Source organism: Pseudomonas cyclaminis, assembly GCF_015163715.1.
Classification (GTDB): Bacteria; Pseudomonadota; Gammaproteobacteria; order Pseudomonadales; family Pseudomonadaceae; genus Aquipseudomonas; species Aquipseudomonas cyclaminis.
In genome coordinates this window covers 1-15464 of record NZ_JADDUM010000075.1, presented here as the reverse complement: position 1 = coordinate 15464, position 15464 = coordinate 1, and the positions used below count along the sequence as shown (strand labels likewise).

At 60.8% G+C, this 15464-nt stretch carries 10 protein-coding genes; 8 read left to right on the top strand and 2 right to left on the bottom strand.

Annotated elements, in window-relative coordinates:
* Positions 1-38: 38 nt before the first annotated feature.
* From IQK56_RS11435 to guaA, 3 genes are all read left to right on the top strand, one after another.
* Complete coding sequence (locus IQK56_RS11435) at positions 39-587, top strand: sugar ABC transporter ATPase (RefSeq protein WP_193862067.1); 549 nt, start codon at positions 39-41, stop codon at positions 585-587.
* A 104-nt stretch (positions 588-691) separates the two neighbouring features.
* On the top strand, positions 692-2161 hold the full coding sequence (gene guaB / locus IQK56_RS11430) for an IMP dehydrogenase (protein ID WP_017478674.1): 1470 nt from the start codon (positions 692-694) through the stop codon (positions 2159-2161).
* An 82-nt stretch (positions 2162-2243) separates the two neighbouring features.
* Positions 2244-3821, top strand: a complete 1578-nt coding sequence (guaA, locus tag IQK56_RS11425) for a glutamine-hydrolyzing GMP synthase (RefSeq protein WP_112196667.1) — start codon at positions 2244-2246, stop codon at positions 3819-3821.
* 72 nt (positions 3822-3893) lie between these two features.
* Here the strand turns inward: guaA and IQK56_RS11420 are convergent, their stop codons facing one another.
* Together IQK56_RS11420 and treR are read right to left on the bottom strand one after the other, a co-directional pair.
* Positions 3894-7010: a membrane-targeted effector domain-containing toxin gene (locus IQK56_RS11420; RefSeq protein WP_193862066.1), complete on the bottom strand. Its 3117-nt coding sequence runs from the start codon at positions 7008-7010 to the stop codon at positions 3894-3896.
* 66 nt (positions 7011-7076) lie between these two features.
* Entirely contained in the window at positions 7077-7781 is a 705-nt protein-coding gene (gene treR, locus IQK56_RS11415; protein WP_122305444.1) for a trehalose operon repressor, read from the bottom strand.
* Between the two features lie 226 nt (positions 7782-8007).
* Here treR and treP point away from each other — a divergent pair, with 226 nt between their 5' ends.
* The 5 genes from treP to IQK56_RS11390 all read left to right on the top strand — a co-directional run bounded on the left by treP (position 8008) and on the right by IQK56_RS11390 (position 15334).
* Positions 8008-9450 carry a PTS system trehalose-specific EIIBC component gene (gene treP / locus IQK56_RS11410; RefSeq protein WP_099585596.1) on the top strand — a complete coding sequence of 481 codons (1443 nt, stop codon included), beginning with the start codon at positions 8008-8010 and terminating at the stop codon, positions 9448-9450.
* A gap of 77 nt (positions 9451-9527) precedes the next feature.
* A complete protein-coding gene (treC, locus tag IQK56_RS11405; protein WP_193862065.1) occupies positions 9528-11165 on the top strand; it encodes an alpha,alpha-phosphotrehalase in 1638 nt (545 codons plus the stop codon).
* Positions 11166-11237: 72 nt separating this feature from the next.
* Complete coding sequence (locus IQK56_RS11400) at positions 11238-12458, top strand: maltoporin (protein ID WP_122305441.1); 1221 nt, start codon at positions 11238-11240, stop codon at positions 12456-12458.
* Positions 12459-12548: 90 nt separating this feature from the next.
* Positions 12549-15053, top strand: a complete 2505-nt coding sequence (gene ptsP, locus IQK56_RS11395) for a phosphoenolpyruvate--protein phosphotransferase (RefSeq protein ID WP_193862064.1) — start codon at positions 12549-12551, stop codon at positions 15051-15053.
* Positions 15054-15055: 2 nt separating this feature from the next.
* Complete coding sequence (locus tag IQK56_RS11390; protein ID WP_193862063.1) at positions 15056-15334, top strand: PTS sugar transporter subunit IIB; 279 nt, start codon at positions 15056-15058, stop codon at positions 15332-15334.
* Positions 15335-15464 lie beyond the last annotated feature (130 nt).

Here is a 15464-nt window from a genome sequence, read left to right as displayed (position 1 = left end):
CCCCCCGATGGCGTCAGCAGCCACACCGCAGGACTCCCATGAACTCCCAAAGCATCCTTGTCCCGAAAATCTCCACCTTGCCCGTCCACGAGCCCCGCGCCAGGGCCATCGTGCGTTGGCTGGTGCGCAAGAACATCATCAAGGAAGAGCTGACCACCTGTGGCCGAACCGGTAACCGCATGGCCTACGCCCTGGCCGACGGTGCCCGCGCCGTGGTGCTGGACCCCGAAGCGCTGCCGTTCAACGAGCCAGTCAATGGCCTGGAGATCATCTACAAGCGCTGCATCTATACGCCGGCCAAGGGCTTTCTCGAAGAAGCCGGCTGCCCGGAATGTCGCAAGGAAGTCGGCGAAGCGCTGTTCGAAAGCCTGGAAGACTGGATGCCCGGCCACACCGACAACTTCACCTGCCCGCTGTGTGGGCATGAAGATGACATCAATGGGTTTCTGTTCCTGCAGGCGTGCGGGTTTTCCAACCTGGGATTCATCTTCAACAACTGGGCGGAGGCGGGGTTCAAGCAGAGCTTTATCGACGAATTTGCCGATTGGCTGGACCAGAAGATCAGTTGGGTTAAGGTCGAACTTTAATCCATCTATCAGTATTACCAAGTTTGTCAGAGTTTTACATTGAGCCCGACAGGGCGCATGTATATAATGGCGCGCTTCCATTTTCCCGCTCGGGAGCCCCCGCGATGCTGCGTATCAGCCAAGAAGCTCTGACATTCGACGACATTCTCCTAGTGCCCGGTTATTCCGAGGTGCTTCCTAACGAAGTCAGTCTCAAGACCCGCCTAACCCGTGGCATCGAGCTGAATATTCCCCTGGTTTCCGCTGCCATGGACACCGTCACCGAAGCCCGTTTGGCAATCGCCATGGCTCAGGAAGGCGGCATCGGCATCATCCACAAGAACATGACCATCGAGCAGCAAGCTGCCGAAGTGCGCAAGGTCAAGCGTTACGAAGCTGGTGTGGTGAAAGATCCAATCACCATCGAAGCCGACGCCACCGTGCGTGACCTGTTCGACCTCACTCGCCTGCACAACATCTCCGGTGTTCCCGTGCTGCACGATGGCGACCTGGTCGGCATCGTCACTTCCCGTGACGTGCGTTTCGAAAACCGTCTTGAAGTCACCGTCCGCGAAGTGATGACGCCTAAAGAGCGCCTCGTCACTGTCAAGGAAGGCGCCGACAAGAACGACGTACGCGAACTGCTGCACAAGCACCGCATCGAGCGCGTGCTGATCGTCGACGACAAATTCGCCCTCAAAGGCATGATGACCGTCAACGACATCGAAAAAGCCAAGGCTTACCCGCTGGCCAGCAAGGATGACCAAGGTCGTCTGCGCGTAGGCGCTGCCGTCGGTACCGGTAAAGACACCGGCGACCGCGTTGCCGCCCTGGTTGCTGCCGGTGTGGACGTGGTGGTGGTCGACACCGCCCACGGTCACTCCAAAGGCGTGATCGACCGCGTACGTTGGGTCAAGCAGAATTTCCCTGAAGTCCAGGTGATCGGCGGCAACATCGCCACCGGCGCAGCGGCCAAGGCCCTGGCCGAAGCCGGCGCGGATGCTGTCAAGGTCGGTATCGGCCCTGGCTCGATCTGCACCACGCGGATCGTAGCCGGTGTGGGCGTGCCGCAAATCAGCGCCATCGCCAACGTCGCCGCTGCCCTTGAAGGCACCGGTGTGCCGTTGATCGCCGACGGCGGCATCCGCTTCTCCGGTGACCTGTCCAAGGCCATCGTAGCCGGTGCTTCCTGCGTGATGATGGGCTCGATGTTCGCCGGTACCGAAGAGGCGCCAGGCGAGATCGAACTGTTCCAGGGTCGTTCGTACAAGGCTTACCGTGGCATGGGTTCGCTGGGCGCCATGTCCCAGGCTCAAGGCTCGTCCGACCGTTACTTCCAGGACTCCTCGGCAGGCGCCGAGAAGCTCGTACCGGAAGGCATCGAAGGCCGTGTGCCGTACAAAGGCACCCTGAGCGCCATCATCCATCAACTGATGGGCGGCCTGCGTTCCTCGATGGGCTACACCGGCAGCGCCGACATCGAAGAAATGCGCACCAAGCCTGAGTTCGTGCGGATCACCGGTGCCGGTATGGCCGAGTCCCACGTCCACGACGTACAGATCACCAAAGAAGCGCCAAACTACCGCGTAGGTTGATGCTTCCTGCAAATAGTTAAGTAACCGGGGCTGTCTTATTCAGCCCCGAGTTGTTTCTGATTCATTAGACGAGACTGATCTCATGGCCCTCGACATTCACGCCCACCGCATCCTGATCCTCGACTTCGGTTCCCAGTACACCCAACTGATCGCCCGCCGCGTGCGTGAAATCGGCGTGTACTGCGAACTGCATCCGTTCGACATGGACGACGAAGCGATTCGCGAATTCGCACCGAAAGGCGTCATCCTCGCCGGTGGCCCCGAGTCCGTGCATGAAGCCAACAGCCCGCGCTGCCCGCAAGCCGTATTCGACCTGGGCGTGCCCGTCTTCGGTATCTGCTACGGCATGCAGACCATGGCCGAGCAACTGGGCGGCAAGGTTGAAGGTTCCGAGCTGCGTGAATTCGGTTATGCCCGTGTGGACGTGGTCGGCAAGAGCCGCCTGCTGGACGGCATCGAAGACCACGTCGACGCCGACGGCCTGTTCGGCCTCGACGTGTGGATGAGCCACGGTGACAAAGTCACCAAGATGCCGGAAGACTTCCACATCCTGGCCAGCACCCCGAGCTGCCCGATTGCTGGCATGTTCAGCGATGAGCGTCGCTACTACGGCGTGCAGTTCCACCCGGAAGTGACCCACACCAAGCAAGGCGGCCGCATCCTGTCGCGCTTCATCCTCGACATCTGCGAGTGTGAAGCCCTGTGGACCCCGTCGAAGATCGCTGAAGACGCCATCGCCAACGTGCGTGCCCAGGTCGGCACCGACAACGTGCTGCTCGGCCTGTCCGGCGGCGTCGACTCCTCCGTGGTTGCCGCGCTGCTGCACAAAGCCATCGGCGACCAACTGACCTGCGTCTTCGTTGACAACGGCCTGCTGCGCCTGCACGAAGGTGAGCAAGTGATGGCCATGTTCGCCGAGAACATGGGCGTCAAGGTGATCCGCGCCAACGCCGAGGACCAGTTCCTCAACAACCTGGCCGGCGAGTCCGACCCAGAGAAGAAGCGCAAGATCATCGGTCGCACCTTCATCGACGTCTTCGATGCCCAGGCCAAACACCTGGACAACATCAAGTACCTCGCCCAGGGCACCATCTACCCTGACGTGATCGAGTCGGCCGGCGCCAAGAGCGGCAAGGCCCACGTGATCAAGTCCCACCACAACGTGGGTGGCCTGCCTGAGGAAATGAACCTCAAGCTGGTAGAACCCCTGCGCGAACTGTTCAAGGACGAAGTCCGCCGTCTGGGCCTGGAACTGGGCCTGCCCTACGACATGGTCTACCGCCACCCATTCCCAGGCCCGGGCCTGGGCGTGCGGATCCTCGGTGAAGTGAAGAAGGAATACGCCGACCTGCTGCGTCGCGCCGACCACATCTTCATCGAAGAACTGCGCAAGGCCGACTGGTACCACAAAGTCAGCCAGGCCTTCGTAGTGTTCCAGCCGGTAAAATCCGTCGGCGTTGTAGGCGATGGCCGTCGTTACGCCTGGGTCGTGGCCCTGCGTGCCGTAGAAACCATCGACTTCATGACCGCCCGTTGGGCGCACCTGCCGTACGAATTGTTGGAGACGGTCAGCGGCCGCATCATCAATGAGATCGAAGGCATTTCGCGTGTGACGTATGACGTGTCGAGCAAGCCGCCAGCGACGATTGAGTGGGAATAAACACTGTCGACCCACACAGCTCGCAGTAAGTGAATAAAAAAACCTGGCCACGGCCAGGTTTTTTTATGCACGTTAAACCCCTAGGCGCGGCAGCCGACTTTGCATGCTCAACCCCGTGTTATTGAGTGCCCGAGACAACCCATCCAGCGTAGGAAAATGCACTTGGTGAACCAGCGGCCACGTGGGGCGATCAATGATGAAGCTGCCTTCGGCCGATCGCGTGATCGGCGTCATGACAATGCCCTGGCCCCGACTGTGGTGGTACAGGGTGTATGAACCCTGGGACTCGTCGATCAAGTACATGCCTTTGCGAAACAGCAGTCGTTGGTTTTGCAGGACTGTGCGTTGCAGGGGTGGCGCTTCGACTTGTAAGCGCAGGTCTGCGTGCAGGGTATCGAAGGTGTTGGCGGGGCCTCCTTGGGGCTCTATCACGTCGTGGTCGACCTCGATGCCGGGGTCGATGCGCAGGTCGTGGCCTTGGCCGGGGTATACCTCTTCAACGCGTATGCCGATTCCTCCCTCCAGTTCGCTGATGCCGGCGACTTCCCTGAAGGTGTTGGTGCTGGTGGGCGATGTCATGAACAGCCATTTACCACCGTCGTTGAGGGTTCTGTCGGCGCGGAAAACGGTGTGGCCCAGGTAGTTTCTCGTCATTTGCTCGGTACGATTGAGCATGGGGTCGGGGTATTTGGTGTGGGCGGCGCAGTCGAGGGCCTGGACGCGAATACCGTTGTTGCGGGCAGTCTTGATCAGTTCCAGCTCGTTGAATTGCCCGGTAGGGTCGGTGCTCATTCTGTTCAAGCTGGTTTCCAGGTCTTCGGACATGGAGCCGGTCTGGAAGAAGTGATTGAGGTCGTCCTGGACGAAGTCGTTAAGCAGGCGTTGCAGGTAGAGGGTTTTGACACCCTTGCGCGCCAGCTGCGGCATGTTTTCCATGATCAGTCGCGTGCTGGTGATGCGGTCCGGGGTTTCGCCGATGACCAGGCCCGGCAGGTCCTCCGGCAGACGTTCGAGCAGCTCGCTGAAGGTGGTTGAGGGGTCAACAGTGGGGATGCTTGGACGCTCGGGCAGGCGCGGCCAGGACAGTTCGCGGTAGAAGTCCTTGGCCGATTGCACCAGTTTGTTCTGGGTGGCGCCGAAGTAGTGGGTGTAGCGATCTACGTTCAGGAAACGGCCTTGAATATGGGTCTCGACGAGCCCTAACGCCCACTTTCTCAGCTCCGGGCGCAACGACGGCGGGGTGTCGAACACAGTGGTGACGCGGCGAACGGCGCTCGACGGCTCCGGCTTGGCGACAGCCTGGGGTGTCACGCGCGGGGCCTCGGGCGTCGGTCGGATCTTGCTGGCCTTGCTTGCCTTGCTGGAGTTGCCGCCTCCACCCTTCAGCCCCAGACGACCGGACAGTGGTTCCCACTCGTTCAATTCGTTCAGGCGTACCGGCAACGATCCGGAAAATGCGTTGGGGTTGGCGGGATCGACGATGGCCCAGTAGCCTGGGCCGTTGGGGTCGTTTTCATAACGTATGTAGTAGGCCCTGTCGTTCATCAGGATGGCGTGTTGCGGCAGGTTGTCCGAGGTTTTCAGGGTGTACACCTGAAAATACTTTCCGGGCGTCGTTGAGCAGGTTTCGCCTTCCAGTATCAGGTTGCTCTCGTAATGGGCTGGCACCTCGCTTGGCAACACCGGCGCCGGCGCGACGCTTTCAGCGCTGACCTCGGGCGTGTCGAGTGGCTCGGGCAGGCGCGTGGTTTGCTCGGACGCCTCGGCAAAGCTCTCCGACGCTTCGGCGATATCCGGCAGTACTCCGTCGACTTTCAACAAGGTCAGGTTGAACAGTGTGTCGATTGCACTGAAAACCGCGCCTTGCTCCCCGGCGCGGCGCTCAGCCGGGGTCTTGCCATTGACGGCCTGGTCGATGTTGAGGCCCAGGTTTGCCACGCTGGCGCCGATCACCACCAGGGCCACGGGCCCGCCCACCACGGCCATCGGGCCGAAAATTTTGCCGAAGGCATTCAGATACCCGATCCACAGCTTCTTGCGCAGGTCACCGTTGCTGTGCAGGCAGAAGTCGGCGTCATTGTTCATGCGGGCCTTGCTGGACTGGGCCAACCAGGTAAACGCATCGCCGTCGATGGACAGGTCCGCCTGATTGATCAAATGGTGATTCCACGCACCCCAAGTCACGAACAGCTGGTCAATTTGCGTGTTCAGGCCCTTGTCCACCCAGTCCGGTGGCAGTGTGCCGGTGAGTGCCTGGGCGGTGCGGTAAATCAGCACGGGCGTCACCAGCAACTGTCGCCAGCTCACTGCGTCGGTGTCGTCCTGCTGAACCTGGGCCGACAGCGGGAAGTGGGTCATGAACCGCGCACGGTTTTGCGGGTGATTGGTTTGGCACAACAGCCAGAAGTGCAGGTCTGCCGGTGTGTTGAAGCAATGAAAGGCTTGAGCCTCACCGGGCACATAAATGATTTGCCTGCCGTCGCGGTCGATGATGCGCAGGATATCGCTGGCGATATGCCCGCCAATGTCCAGCGCGGCGAGTCGCAGGCCTTGTGGGGCAGGCGCCTCGGCTTGCAGGTTGGCCAGGGACGGGGGCCAGCTGATGTTGCTGGCGACGGCCTTGATCACCGTCTGGAACTGGGCGTCGGTCAGGTGGTTGGCCTGCCGTGCTTGCAGGGCCTGGGCCAGAAAGTTGACCTTGCCCAGGGTGCGGAAGTCGTCCTGATGAGCGCTCCAGAAACCGTCTACTCGCGTGCTGTAGCGCTCGCTGAAGTTGATGTCCCAGAAGTCGCCGAGCACGTCACTGGCGGACAGTCGCACCTCGTTGCGGTGATCGAAAACCTGGGCGTCGGGCCCCACGCTGTAGAAGCCACCGTCACCGTCAAGCAGGTCAGCGTTGTCTTGGTCGTGCAGGCTGAAACGGTGGATCACCAGCTGCGACAGCGTCATGGACTCCAACGGTTTCTCGTTGTGTACCCAGCCGGTAAACGCTTGGGAATCGCTGGTGCCGGCTTTGAACCGGTGCCAGTACACCCGGTCGGGGTCCAGTGCCGCAAGGTCATGTTTGACGAGAATCTCACGGGCTGTTTCGGCCGCCATTGTCTGCATGTTCGGGCATGTGTCGAGCACCGCCGGTGCCAGGGCCTTGAGCTGTTGTTGGGCGGCGGGGGAGGTATCGTCGATCGGCATGTTGTTCTCCTGGGGCAATGGAGAAAAAAGCATGCCGGGGTGCTCAGGTGGGGCAGCGGTAGATAGTTAGCGCCGCGCAATATCCGAAAAGTAAAACTTATCCAGGGTATGCCGCGACTCGGTGTACTCGAACTGCCGCCCATCCTGCAAAAACGTCTGGTTGCTCACCACGATCACATGGCTTTGGCCGTCGAGGTCGAGGTGTGCCTGATCGTCCTTGCTGCGGGGCAGGGCTTCGATGGTGCGTTGCGCGTAGCTGATTTGTAACTGAAGGGTCTGTTCAATGAAGGCGTAGATCGACTGCTCGGCAATCGTTTGGTCCAGACCGGGGATCAGGTCGGCGACAAAGTGGTTGATGTCGAGAATCACCCGTTTGCCGCCAATGCGTCGCACGCGTTTGATGCGTGTGATCAGGCTGCCGGGTTCGGCTTCGATGTGTTGCTGCAAGGAGCCTTCCAGCGGGAACTGGGTGAATTCGACCACTTCGGTGCGTACGTCATCGCCCAGGTCGGCGTGGGTTTCGTGGAAGCTGACGATGCCGCCCAGTTGAAATTCAATCGGGTTGGGGGACAGCACGAACGTGCCCTTGCCGTGGATTTTTTGCGCAAAACCGCGCTCCTGCAACTGCTCGATGGCGCGACGCACGGTGCCACGGCTGGCCTGGTAGCTGTCCATCAATTCGGTTTCGGAAGGAAGGCGCGTACCGCGTTGCAGGCGTTCGGTAGTGATGCTGGCAAGCAGATCCGTGTAGATCTGGTTGTATTTGCTCATGGGGATGGCTCTGTGCCCGACTGTTTGTAAGTGAACTGTGCGTTCAAGGCAGGAACCTTAGTGGCAGCGGTGGGGTTTGTCCATTGACCCTTGGTAAACCCCAAAGCGATATTTTCCAAACTCGTACAGACGAGTTGTTGCTTTAACTCGTACAGACGAGTACGTTTGGCGTCGGCGTGCTGCCAATGACTGCCCTCAAATAAAAAAATCAAAGTGGAAACCAAGCATGAGCCACGACTATTCGACGATCGCCCGCGAGATTCTTGAGAACCTCGGCGGGCGCGACAACCTTGAGCAAGCCGCCCATTGCGTAACCCGCCTGCGCCTGGCGCTCAAGGACCCCAGCCTGGTCAATAACAGCGCGTTGAACCAGGTCGATCTGGTCAAGGGCTCGTTCTTCACCGGTGGCCTGTTCCAGGTGGTCATCGGCCCTGGCGAAGTGGAAAAGGTCTACGCCGCCCTGCGCGAGCAGACCGGCCTGGCCGCCTCGACGATTGCCGACGTGAAGAAAGCCGGCGGCGACAAGACCAACCCCATGCAGCGCCTGGTGCGCGTGTTCTCCGATGTGTTCATGCCGATCCTGCCCGCACTGATCATTGCCGGCCTGTTGATGGGCATCAACAACCTGATGGGCGCCAAGGGCATGTTCATCGAGGGCCAGACGCTGCTGGAGGCCTATCCGAACCTGGATGGCCTGTGGAGCCTGATCAACCTGATGGCCAATACCTCGTTCGTGTTCCTGCCGGCGCTGGTGGGCTGGTCGGCGGCCAAGCGGTTTGGCGGCAGTGAAATCCTCGGCATCGTGCTCGGCCTGATGCTGGTGCACCCGGACCTGCTAAACGCCTGGAACTACGGCAAGGCCGTGGCGGGGCTCGACGGCCAAAGCCTGCCGTACTTCGATATTTTCGGCTGGTTCAAAATTGAAAAGGTCGGCTATCAGGGGCAGATTCTGCCGATCCTGATGGCCGCCTATGTGATGAGCGTGATCGAGAAATGGCTGCGCGCCCGCGTGCCGAATGCCATTCAATTGTTGGTGGTGCCGATCACCACCATCGTCGTCACCGGCGTGCTCGCGCTGGCGATCATCGGCCCGGTGACCCGTCACCTCGGCATCCTGATCACCGAAGGCGTGGTCACCCTGTTTGACCTGGCGCCGATGCTCGGCGGGGCGATTTTCGGGTTGTTGTATGCGCCGCTGGTGATCACCGGCATGCACCACATGTTCCTCGCCGTGGACCTGCAACTGATCTCCACCCAGGGCGGCACCTTTATCTGGCCGATGATCGTGATGTCCAACCTGGCCCAGGGCAGCGCCGCGCTTGCGGTGTTCTACATGACCCGCAATGCGCGGGACAAAAGCATGGCCTCGACCTCGGCGATTTCCGCGTACTTCGGCATCACGGAACCGGCGATGTTCGGGGTGAACCTGCGCTTCAAGTTTCCGTTTTATGCGGCCTTGGTGGGCTCGGCGCTGGGCAGTATTTTCCTGTCGCTGAACAAGGTACAGGCGTCGGCCATCGGTGTTGGTGGCTTGCCTGGATTTATCTCGATCGTGCCGCAATCCATCGCGATGTTTGTGATCGGGATGGTCATCGCGATGGTCGTGCCGTTTGTTCTGACCTGTGCGTTGAGCATGAAGATTGTTCGGCCCGGTTATCGGGTTGCCTGATCGATTGCCATCGGGGGCAAGCCCCCTCCCACAGGTTGGAATGCACTACCAACACCCAACCAACTGAAGGACCCCCCATGCACCAATCGGTGATCTACCAGATCTACCCCAAAAGCTTCCACAGCCACGCGGGTAACGCCACCGGTGACCTGCTGGGCATCGTGGACAAACTCGACTACCTCCAATGGCTGGGCGTGGATTGCCTGTGGATCACCCCGTTCCTGCGCTCGCCGCAGCGGGACAACGGCTACGACATCAGCGACTACTACGCCATCGACCCCAGCTACGGGAGCATGGCCGACTGCGACCTGCTGATCGGCGAAGCGGCCAAGCGTGGCATCAAGTTGATGCTCGACATCGTGGTCAACCACACCTCCATCGAGCATGAATGGTTCCAGCAGGCGCGCAGCAGCCTCGACAACCCGTACCGCGACTTCTACATCTGGCGTGACCAGCCAAACAACTGGGAATCCAAGTTCGGCGGTTCGGCCTGGGAATACGAAGCGCAGACCGGCCAGTACTTTCTGCACCTGTTCGATCACACCCAGGCCGACCTCAACTGGGACAACCCCAAGGTCCGTGCCGAGGTGTTCAAGTTGATGCGCTTCTGGCGTGACAAGGGCGTGGGCGGTTTCCGCCTGGACGTGATCAACCTGATCTCCAAGCCCGCCGACTTCCCCGAAGACACCAGCGACGGTCGCCGCTTCTACACTGACGGCCCCAACGTGCATGAATACCTGCAAGAGATGCACCGCGAAGTCTTCGAGGGCCATGACCTGATCAACGTCGGCGAGATGTCGTCCACCAGCCTGGAACACTGCATTCGTTATTCAAATCCTGCATCGAAAGAACTGTCGATGACGTTCAATTTTCATCACCTGAAAGTGGATTACCCGAACCTGCAAAAGTGGATAAAGGCCGACTTCGACTTCCTGCAACTCAAGCGGATTTTCTCTGACTGGCAACTGGGCATGCAGGCCGGTGGCGGCTGGAATGCGTTGTTCTGGTGTAACCACGACCAGCCGCGTGTGGTCTCGCGTTTTGGCGACGACGGCGAATACCGCGTGGTCTCGGCGAAGATGCTCGCCACGGCGCTGCATTTTCTCCAGGGCACACCGTTTGTGTACCAGGGCGAAGAGTTGGGCATGACCAATCCGGGCTTTGACCGGATCGAGCAGTACCGTGATGTGGAGACCCTCAACATCTATCGCCTCAAGCGCGATGCCGGTGAATCAGAGGCCTCGAGCATGGCGGCGATCATGCAGAAGTCCCGCGATAACGGGCGCACGCCGATGCAGTGGAACACGCAGGCCAATGCCGGATTCAGCACGGGCGAGCCCTGGATCGGTCTCCCGGCGAATGCCGCGCAGATCAACGTTGAGCACCAACTCGATGATCCCGATTCCGTGCTGCATCACTACCGCGCGCTGATTGCCTTGCGTCGTCACGAACCGCTGATCCAGGACGGCGTTTACCGCGAACTGCTGCAGGACCACCCCCAGGTGTGGGCGTACCTGCGCGAGGGCCAGGGCGAGCGGCTGCTGGTGCTGAACAACTTCTATGGCAAGCCCTGCGACATTCTGCTGCCGGACAACGTGATCAACCCGGCCAGCGAGCAACGCCTGTTGATCAGCAACTACCCCGACTGCCCGCTGCGCACGGCCTCGGTGGTATTGCGCCCTTACGAATCCTTTGTGCTGCACCTCAAGGACTGAAACCCGCTGCAACCCCCGTATGGGAGTGCGGGGCGCTAGACCCAAAACATAATAAAAATATCGGAGTGCTTCATGAAAACAACAATAAAGCTGGGCCTCGTTGCATCGTGCCTGAGCCTGCCTCTCGGCGCTCAGGCCCTGGAATTTGCCGGTTACTTGCGCAGTGGCGCAGGCACGTCGACCGGCAGTGGTCCGCAGCAATGTTTCCAACTGCCAGGGGCGCAATCCAAATACCGTCTGGGGAACGAATGCGAGCAATACGCCGAACTGGAACTGCGCCAGGACCTGCTGACCCTCGATGATGGTTCGGTGCTCAGCGTCGATGCCATGGCCTCGCTGTACAACAAGTACGACCGCGAGCTGAAATTCCAGGGCGAGAACAACGGCTCGGCGCGCATGCCGCAGATGTATGCGCAGTGGTCCAACGTGCCTGCCCTCAACGGCGGTTCGCTGTGGGCCGGTCGGCGTTACTACAAACGTAACGACATCCATATCTCCGATTTCTACTACTGGAACCAGAGCGCCACCGGCGGCGGTATCGAGGACGTGCTGATCGGCGACCTCAAGTACAGCTACGCCATTTCGCGCAAGGACAACCTCTACCAAAAGGAATACGCCACCCGTCACGACTTCAACGTCGCGGGCTTCAAGACCAATCCTGGCGGCGAGCTGGAACTGGGCTTGAGCTATATCGAGAAGGCCGGCGGCCGCGATACCAACAGCGGTTGGGCGTTGACGGCGCAGCATGTACAAAAGCCTTTCCTGGGGGGCAAGAACAAGTTCGCGTTGCAGTACGGCGAAGGTCCCGGCACCGGCCTGGGTTACACCGGCAATACCTTCTTGGATAACAGCAGCAAAAGTTATCGCGCCGTGGAGTTTTTCGATTGGCAGGTCACGCCGCGTTTCGGCGGGCAGGTCGAGGCGGTGTACCAGAAAGATATCCGTCCCGGCAGCCAGGACCAGACCTGGATGTCCCTCGGCGTGCGCCCGGCGTATGCCATCAGCGAACAATTCAAACTCGTCACCGAACTGGGCCATGATCAAGTCGACGCCAGCGGCGGCACGCGCAAGCTGAGCAAATTCACCTTCGCCCCGACGTGGTCGCCCAAAGGCCCGGATTTCTGGGCACGGCCGGAAGTGCGCTTGTACTACACCTACGCCACCTGGAACGAAGCGGCCAAGCGCGCAGCGAATGAACTGGCGGCGGGATCGGCGTTGTCCGACACCGGGTCCTACGGCACCGCGCGGCATGGGTCGAACTTCGGTGTGCAAGTCGAGTACTGGTGGAAATAACCGCAAGCCCCTTCCCACATCTGGTCCCTGTCATCTTCAGGATTTGTTTCCATCCAATGATTTTTACCGAACAAAACAGCAGGTGAAGCCATGACCCCATCGAAACCCCTGGAACTGCTGGCGCCCCTGTCCGGGGTGCTGCTGGCGCTGGATCAAGTGCCGGACCCGGTGTTCGCCAGCCGCATGATCGGCGACGGCCTGTGCATCGATCCCACCTCGCAGACCCTTTGCGCACCGTTGGCCGGGGTGGTCAGCAATATTCAGGACACCGGGCATGCGGTCAGCATCACCGACGACAACGGCGTGCAGGTGTTGATGCATATCGGCCTGGACACCGTGAACCTGGCGGGCAAGGGCTTCACCCGATTGGTCGAGGAAGGCCAGCGGGTCGAGGCCGGCGAGCCGCTGATCGAATTTGACGCCGACTATGTAGCGCTCAATGCCCGCAGTTTGCTGACCCTCATGCTGGTGGTCAGCGGCGAACCGTTCACCCAGCTGGCCAATGGTGTGGTCGAAAGCGGCCAGCCGCTGCTGGCGTTATCCCCAGCGCAGCCGCTTGACGTGGCAGACGAGGAGGAGGGCGAGGCGCTGTTCTCCAAACCGCTGAGCCTGCCCAACACCAATGGCCTGCATGCGCGCCCGGCGGCGGTGTTTGCCCAGGCGGCGAAGGGCTTTAACGCGAGCATTTACCTGCACAAGCAAACCCAGAGCGCCAACGCAAAATCCCTGGTGGCAATCATGGCGCTGCAAACTGTGCAGGGCGATACCTTGCAAGTGAGCGCGGCGGGGGACGATGCCGAGGCGGCGATCAAGGCCTTGGTGGAATTGTTGACGCAAGGCTGTGGCGAGACGGTCGCGGCACCGGCTGTGGTGGTTGAACCTGTGGTGTCGGCGACGCTGCTACGAGGTGTGTGCGCATCGCCGGGTTCGGCGTTTGGTCAGGTGGTGCAGGTGGCTGAGCCTGAACTGAACATCCCTGAAAAAGGCGCAGGCGAAGAGGCCGAACGTGCCGCATTGGCGCACGCGCTGCGGGCTGCCACCGAAGCGCTGCAAAGCTTGCAGGCCAAGGCTGGCGGCAGCGCCCAGGCGGAGATTTTCCGCGCCCATCAGGAATTGCTCGACGACCCGACCTTGTTGGAACATGCCCATGGTTTGCTCGCCGAGGGTAAGAGCGCGGCGTTTGCCTGGCATGGTGCCAGCGCTGCCACGGTCAAGTTGTTCCAAGGGTTGGGCAATGCGCTGATCGCCGAGCGTGCAGCGGACCTGGCTGATGTTGGCCAACGTGTACTCAAACTGATCCTGGGCATTGAGGATCGCGCCTGGGATCTGCCCGAGCGCGCCATTCTGATCGCCGAGCAACTGACCCCGTCGCAAACCGCCAGCCTCGACACCCGCAAGGTACTGGGGTTTGTCACGGTCGGCGGCGGTGCGACCAGCCATGTGGCGATCCTCGCCCGTGCCCTGGGCCTGCCGGCGATCTGCGGGGTGCCTGTTCAGGTACTGGCGCTGGCCAATGGCAAACAGGTCCTGCTGGATGCCGATAAAGGCGAGCTGCATCTGGAGCCGAACCTGGCGGAGATCGAACAGGTGGAGGCGACACGTCAACAACAGGAACAGCGACAGCTGCGAGACGTAGCGCAGGCCGCATTGCCCGCCGTCACCCGCGACGGTCATCACGTTGAGGTCACGGCCAACGTCGCTTCGTTACAGGAGGTGGAGCAATCCCTGACACTCGGCGGTGAAGGCGTCGGCCTGTTGCGTTCGGAGTTCCTCTACCTCGACCGCAACCGTGCGCCAAGCCCGGAGGAGCAGGCCAGCACCTACACGGCCATCGCCCGCGCCCTGGGTACTGAGCGCAATCTGGTGGTGCGCACCCTGGACGTGGGCGGCGACAAACCGCTGGCCTACGTGCCGATGGAGGCCGAAACCAATCCGTTCCTGGGCTTGCGCGGTATTCGCCTGTGCCTGGAGCGCCCGGCACTGTTGCGCGAACAGTTGCGTGCGATCCTCGCCAGTGCCGGGCTGGCGCGGCTGCATATCATGTTGCCGATGGTCAGCCTGCTCTCGGAGTTGCACCTGGCCCGCAGGATTCTCGAAGAGGAAGCGCTGGCGCTGGGGCTGACCGAACTGCCGAAGCTGGGGATCATGATCGAAGTGCCCTCGGCGGCGTTGATGGCCGATGTGTTTGCGCCCCATGTGGATTTCTTCTCCATCGGCACCAACGACCTGACCCAATACACCCTGGCCATGGACCGCGACCATCCACGGCTGGCCAGCCAGGCCGACAGCTTTCACCCGGCGGTATTGCGCTTGATCGCCACCACGGTCAAGGCCGCCCACGCTCATGGCAAGTGGGTCGGCGTGTGCGGCGCGTTGGCGTCCGAAGCGCTGGCGGTGCCACTGTTGATCGGATTGGGGGTGGATGAGCTGTCGGTCAGCGTGCCGTTGATCCCGACCATCAAGGCCACCGTGCGTGAACTGGACCTTGGCGACTGCCAGAGCATCGCCCGCCAGGTGCTGAGCCTGGAAGAGGCCGCCCAGGTACGCGAGGCCTTGCGTGACTACCAAACAGCTACCGTTGTGCTGGAGAACTGAGCATGTTGGATAAATTGAAACAGGCGTTCTGGAAAGCCCTGACCCCGGACTTGATTGCCGAGACGGTCGCGGCACCGCCGCAGAGTCTGTTGTCGGCCGACGTGCTGAGTGCGTTGGGAGGGGCGGATAACCTCAAGTCGCAACAGCAGGTGGCGCTGACGCGGGTAAGGGTGCAGTTGCAGGATGTGGGACGATTGGATGAGGCGGCGTTGAAGGCGACGGGTGTCGCGGGAGTGATGGTCTTATCGGACGGCGTAGTCCACTTGCTCACTGGGTTATAAGACGACGTCGATCAACGTTGAGCCATTTGAATGAGGTGCAGTTGGTATGAGCGGGCCTCTCTGGTTAGGGGGGCTTCTGTGGTGATCAGGCTCTTTGTGGTGATCGGGCCTCTGTGGTGAGCAGGCTTTT

Excerpts from the sequence above, each read along its gene's own strand:
- IQK56_RS11420 (WP_193862066.1), bottom strand. The coding sequence starts at position 7,010 with ATGCCGATCGACGATACCTCCCCCGCCGCCCAACAACAGCTCAAGGCC.
- IQK56_RS11435 (WP_193862067.1), top strand. The coding sequence starts at position 39 with ATGAACTCCCAAAGCATCCTTGTCCCGAAAATCTCCACCTTGCCCGTC.
- guaB (WP_017478674.1), top strand. The coding sequence starts at position 692 with ATGCTGCGTATCAGCCAAGAAGCTCTGACATTCGACGACATTCTCCTA.
- ptsP (WP_193862064.1), top strand. The coding sequence starts at position 12,549 with ATGACCCCATCGAAACCCCTGGAACTGCTGGCGCCCCTGTCCGGGGTG.
- guaA (WP_112196667.1), top strand. The coding sequence starts at position 2,244 with ATGGCCCTCGACATTCACGCCCACCGCATCCTGATCCTCGACTTCGGT.
- treC (WP_193862065.1), top strand. The coding sequence starts at position 9,528 with ATGCACCAATCGGTGATCTACCAGATCTACCCCAAAAGCTTCCACAGC.
- IQK56_RS11400 (WP_122305441.1), top strand. The coding sequence starts at position 11,238 with ATGAAAACAACAATAAAGCTGGGCCTCGTTGCATCGTGCCTGAGCCTG.
- IQK56_RS11390 (WP_193862063.1), top strand. The coding sequence starts at position 15,056 with ATGTTGGATAAATTGAAACAGGCGTTCTGGAAAGCCCTGACCCCGGAC.
- treR (WP_122305444.1), bottom strand. The coding sequence starts at position 7,781 with ATGAGCAAATACAACCAGATCTACACGGATCTGCTTGCCAGCATCACT.
- treP (WP_099585596.1), top strand. The coding sequence starts at position 8,008 with ATGAGCCACGACTATTCGACGATCGCCCGCGAGATTCTTGAGAACCTC.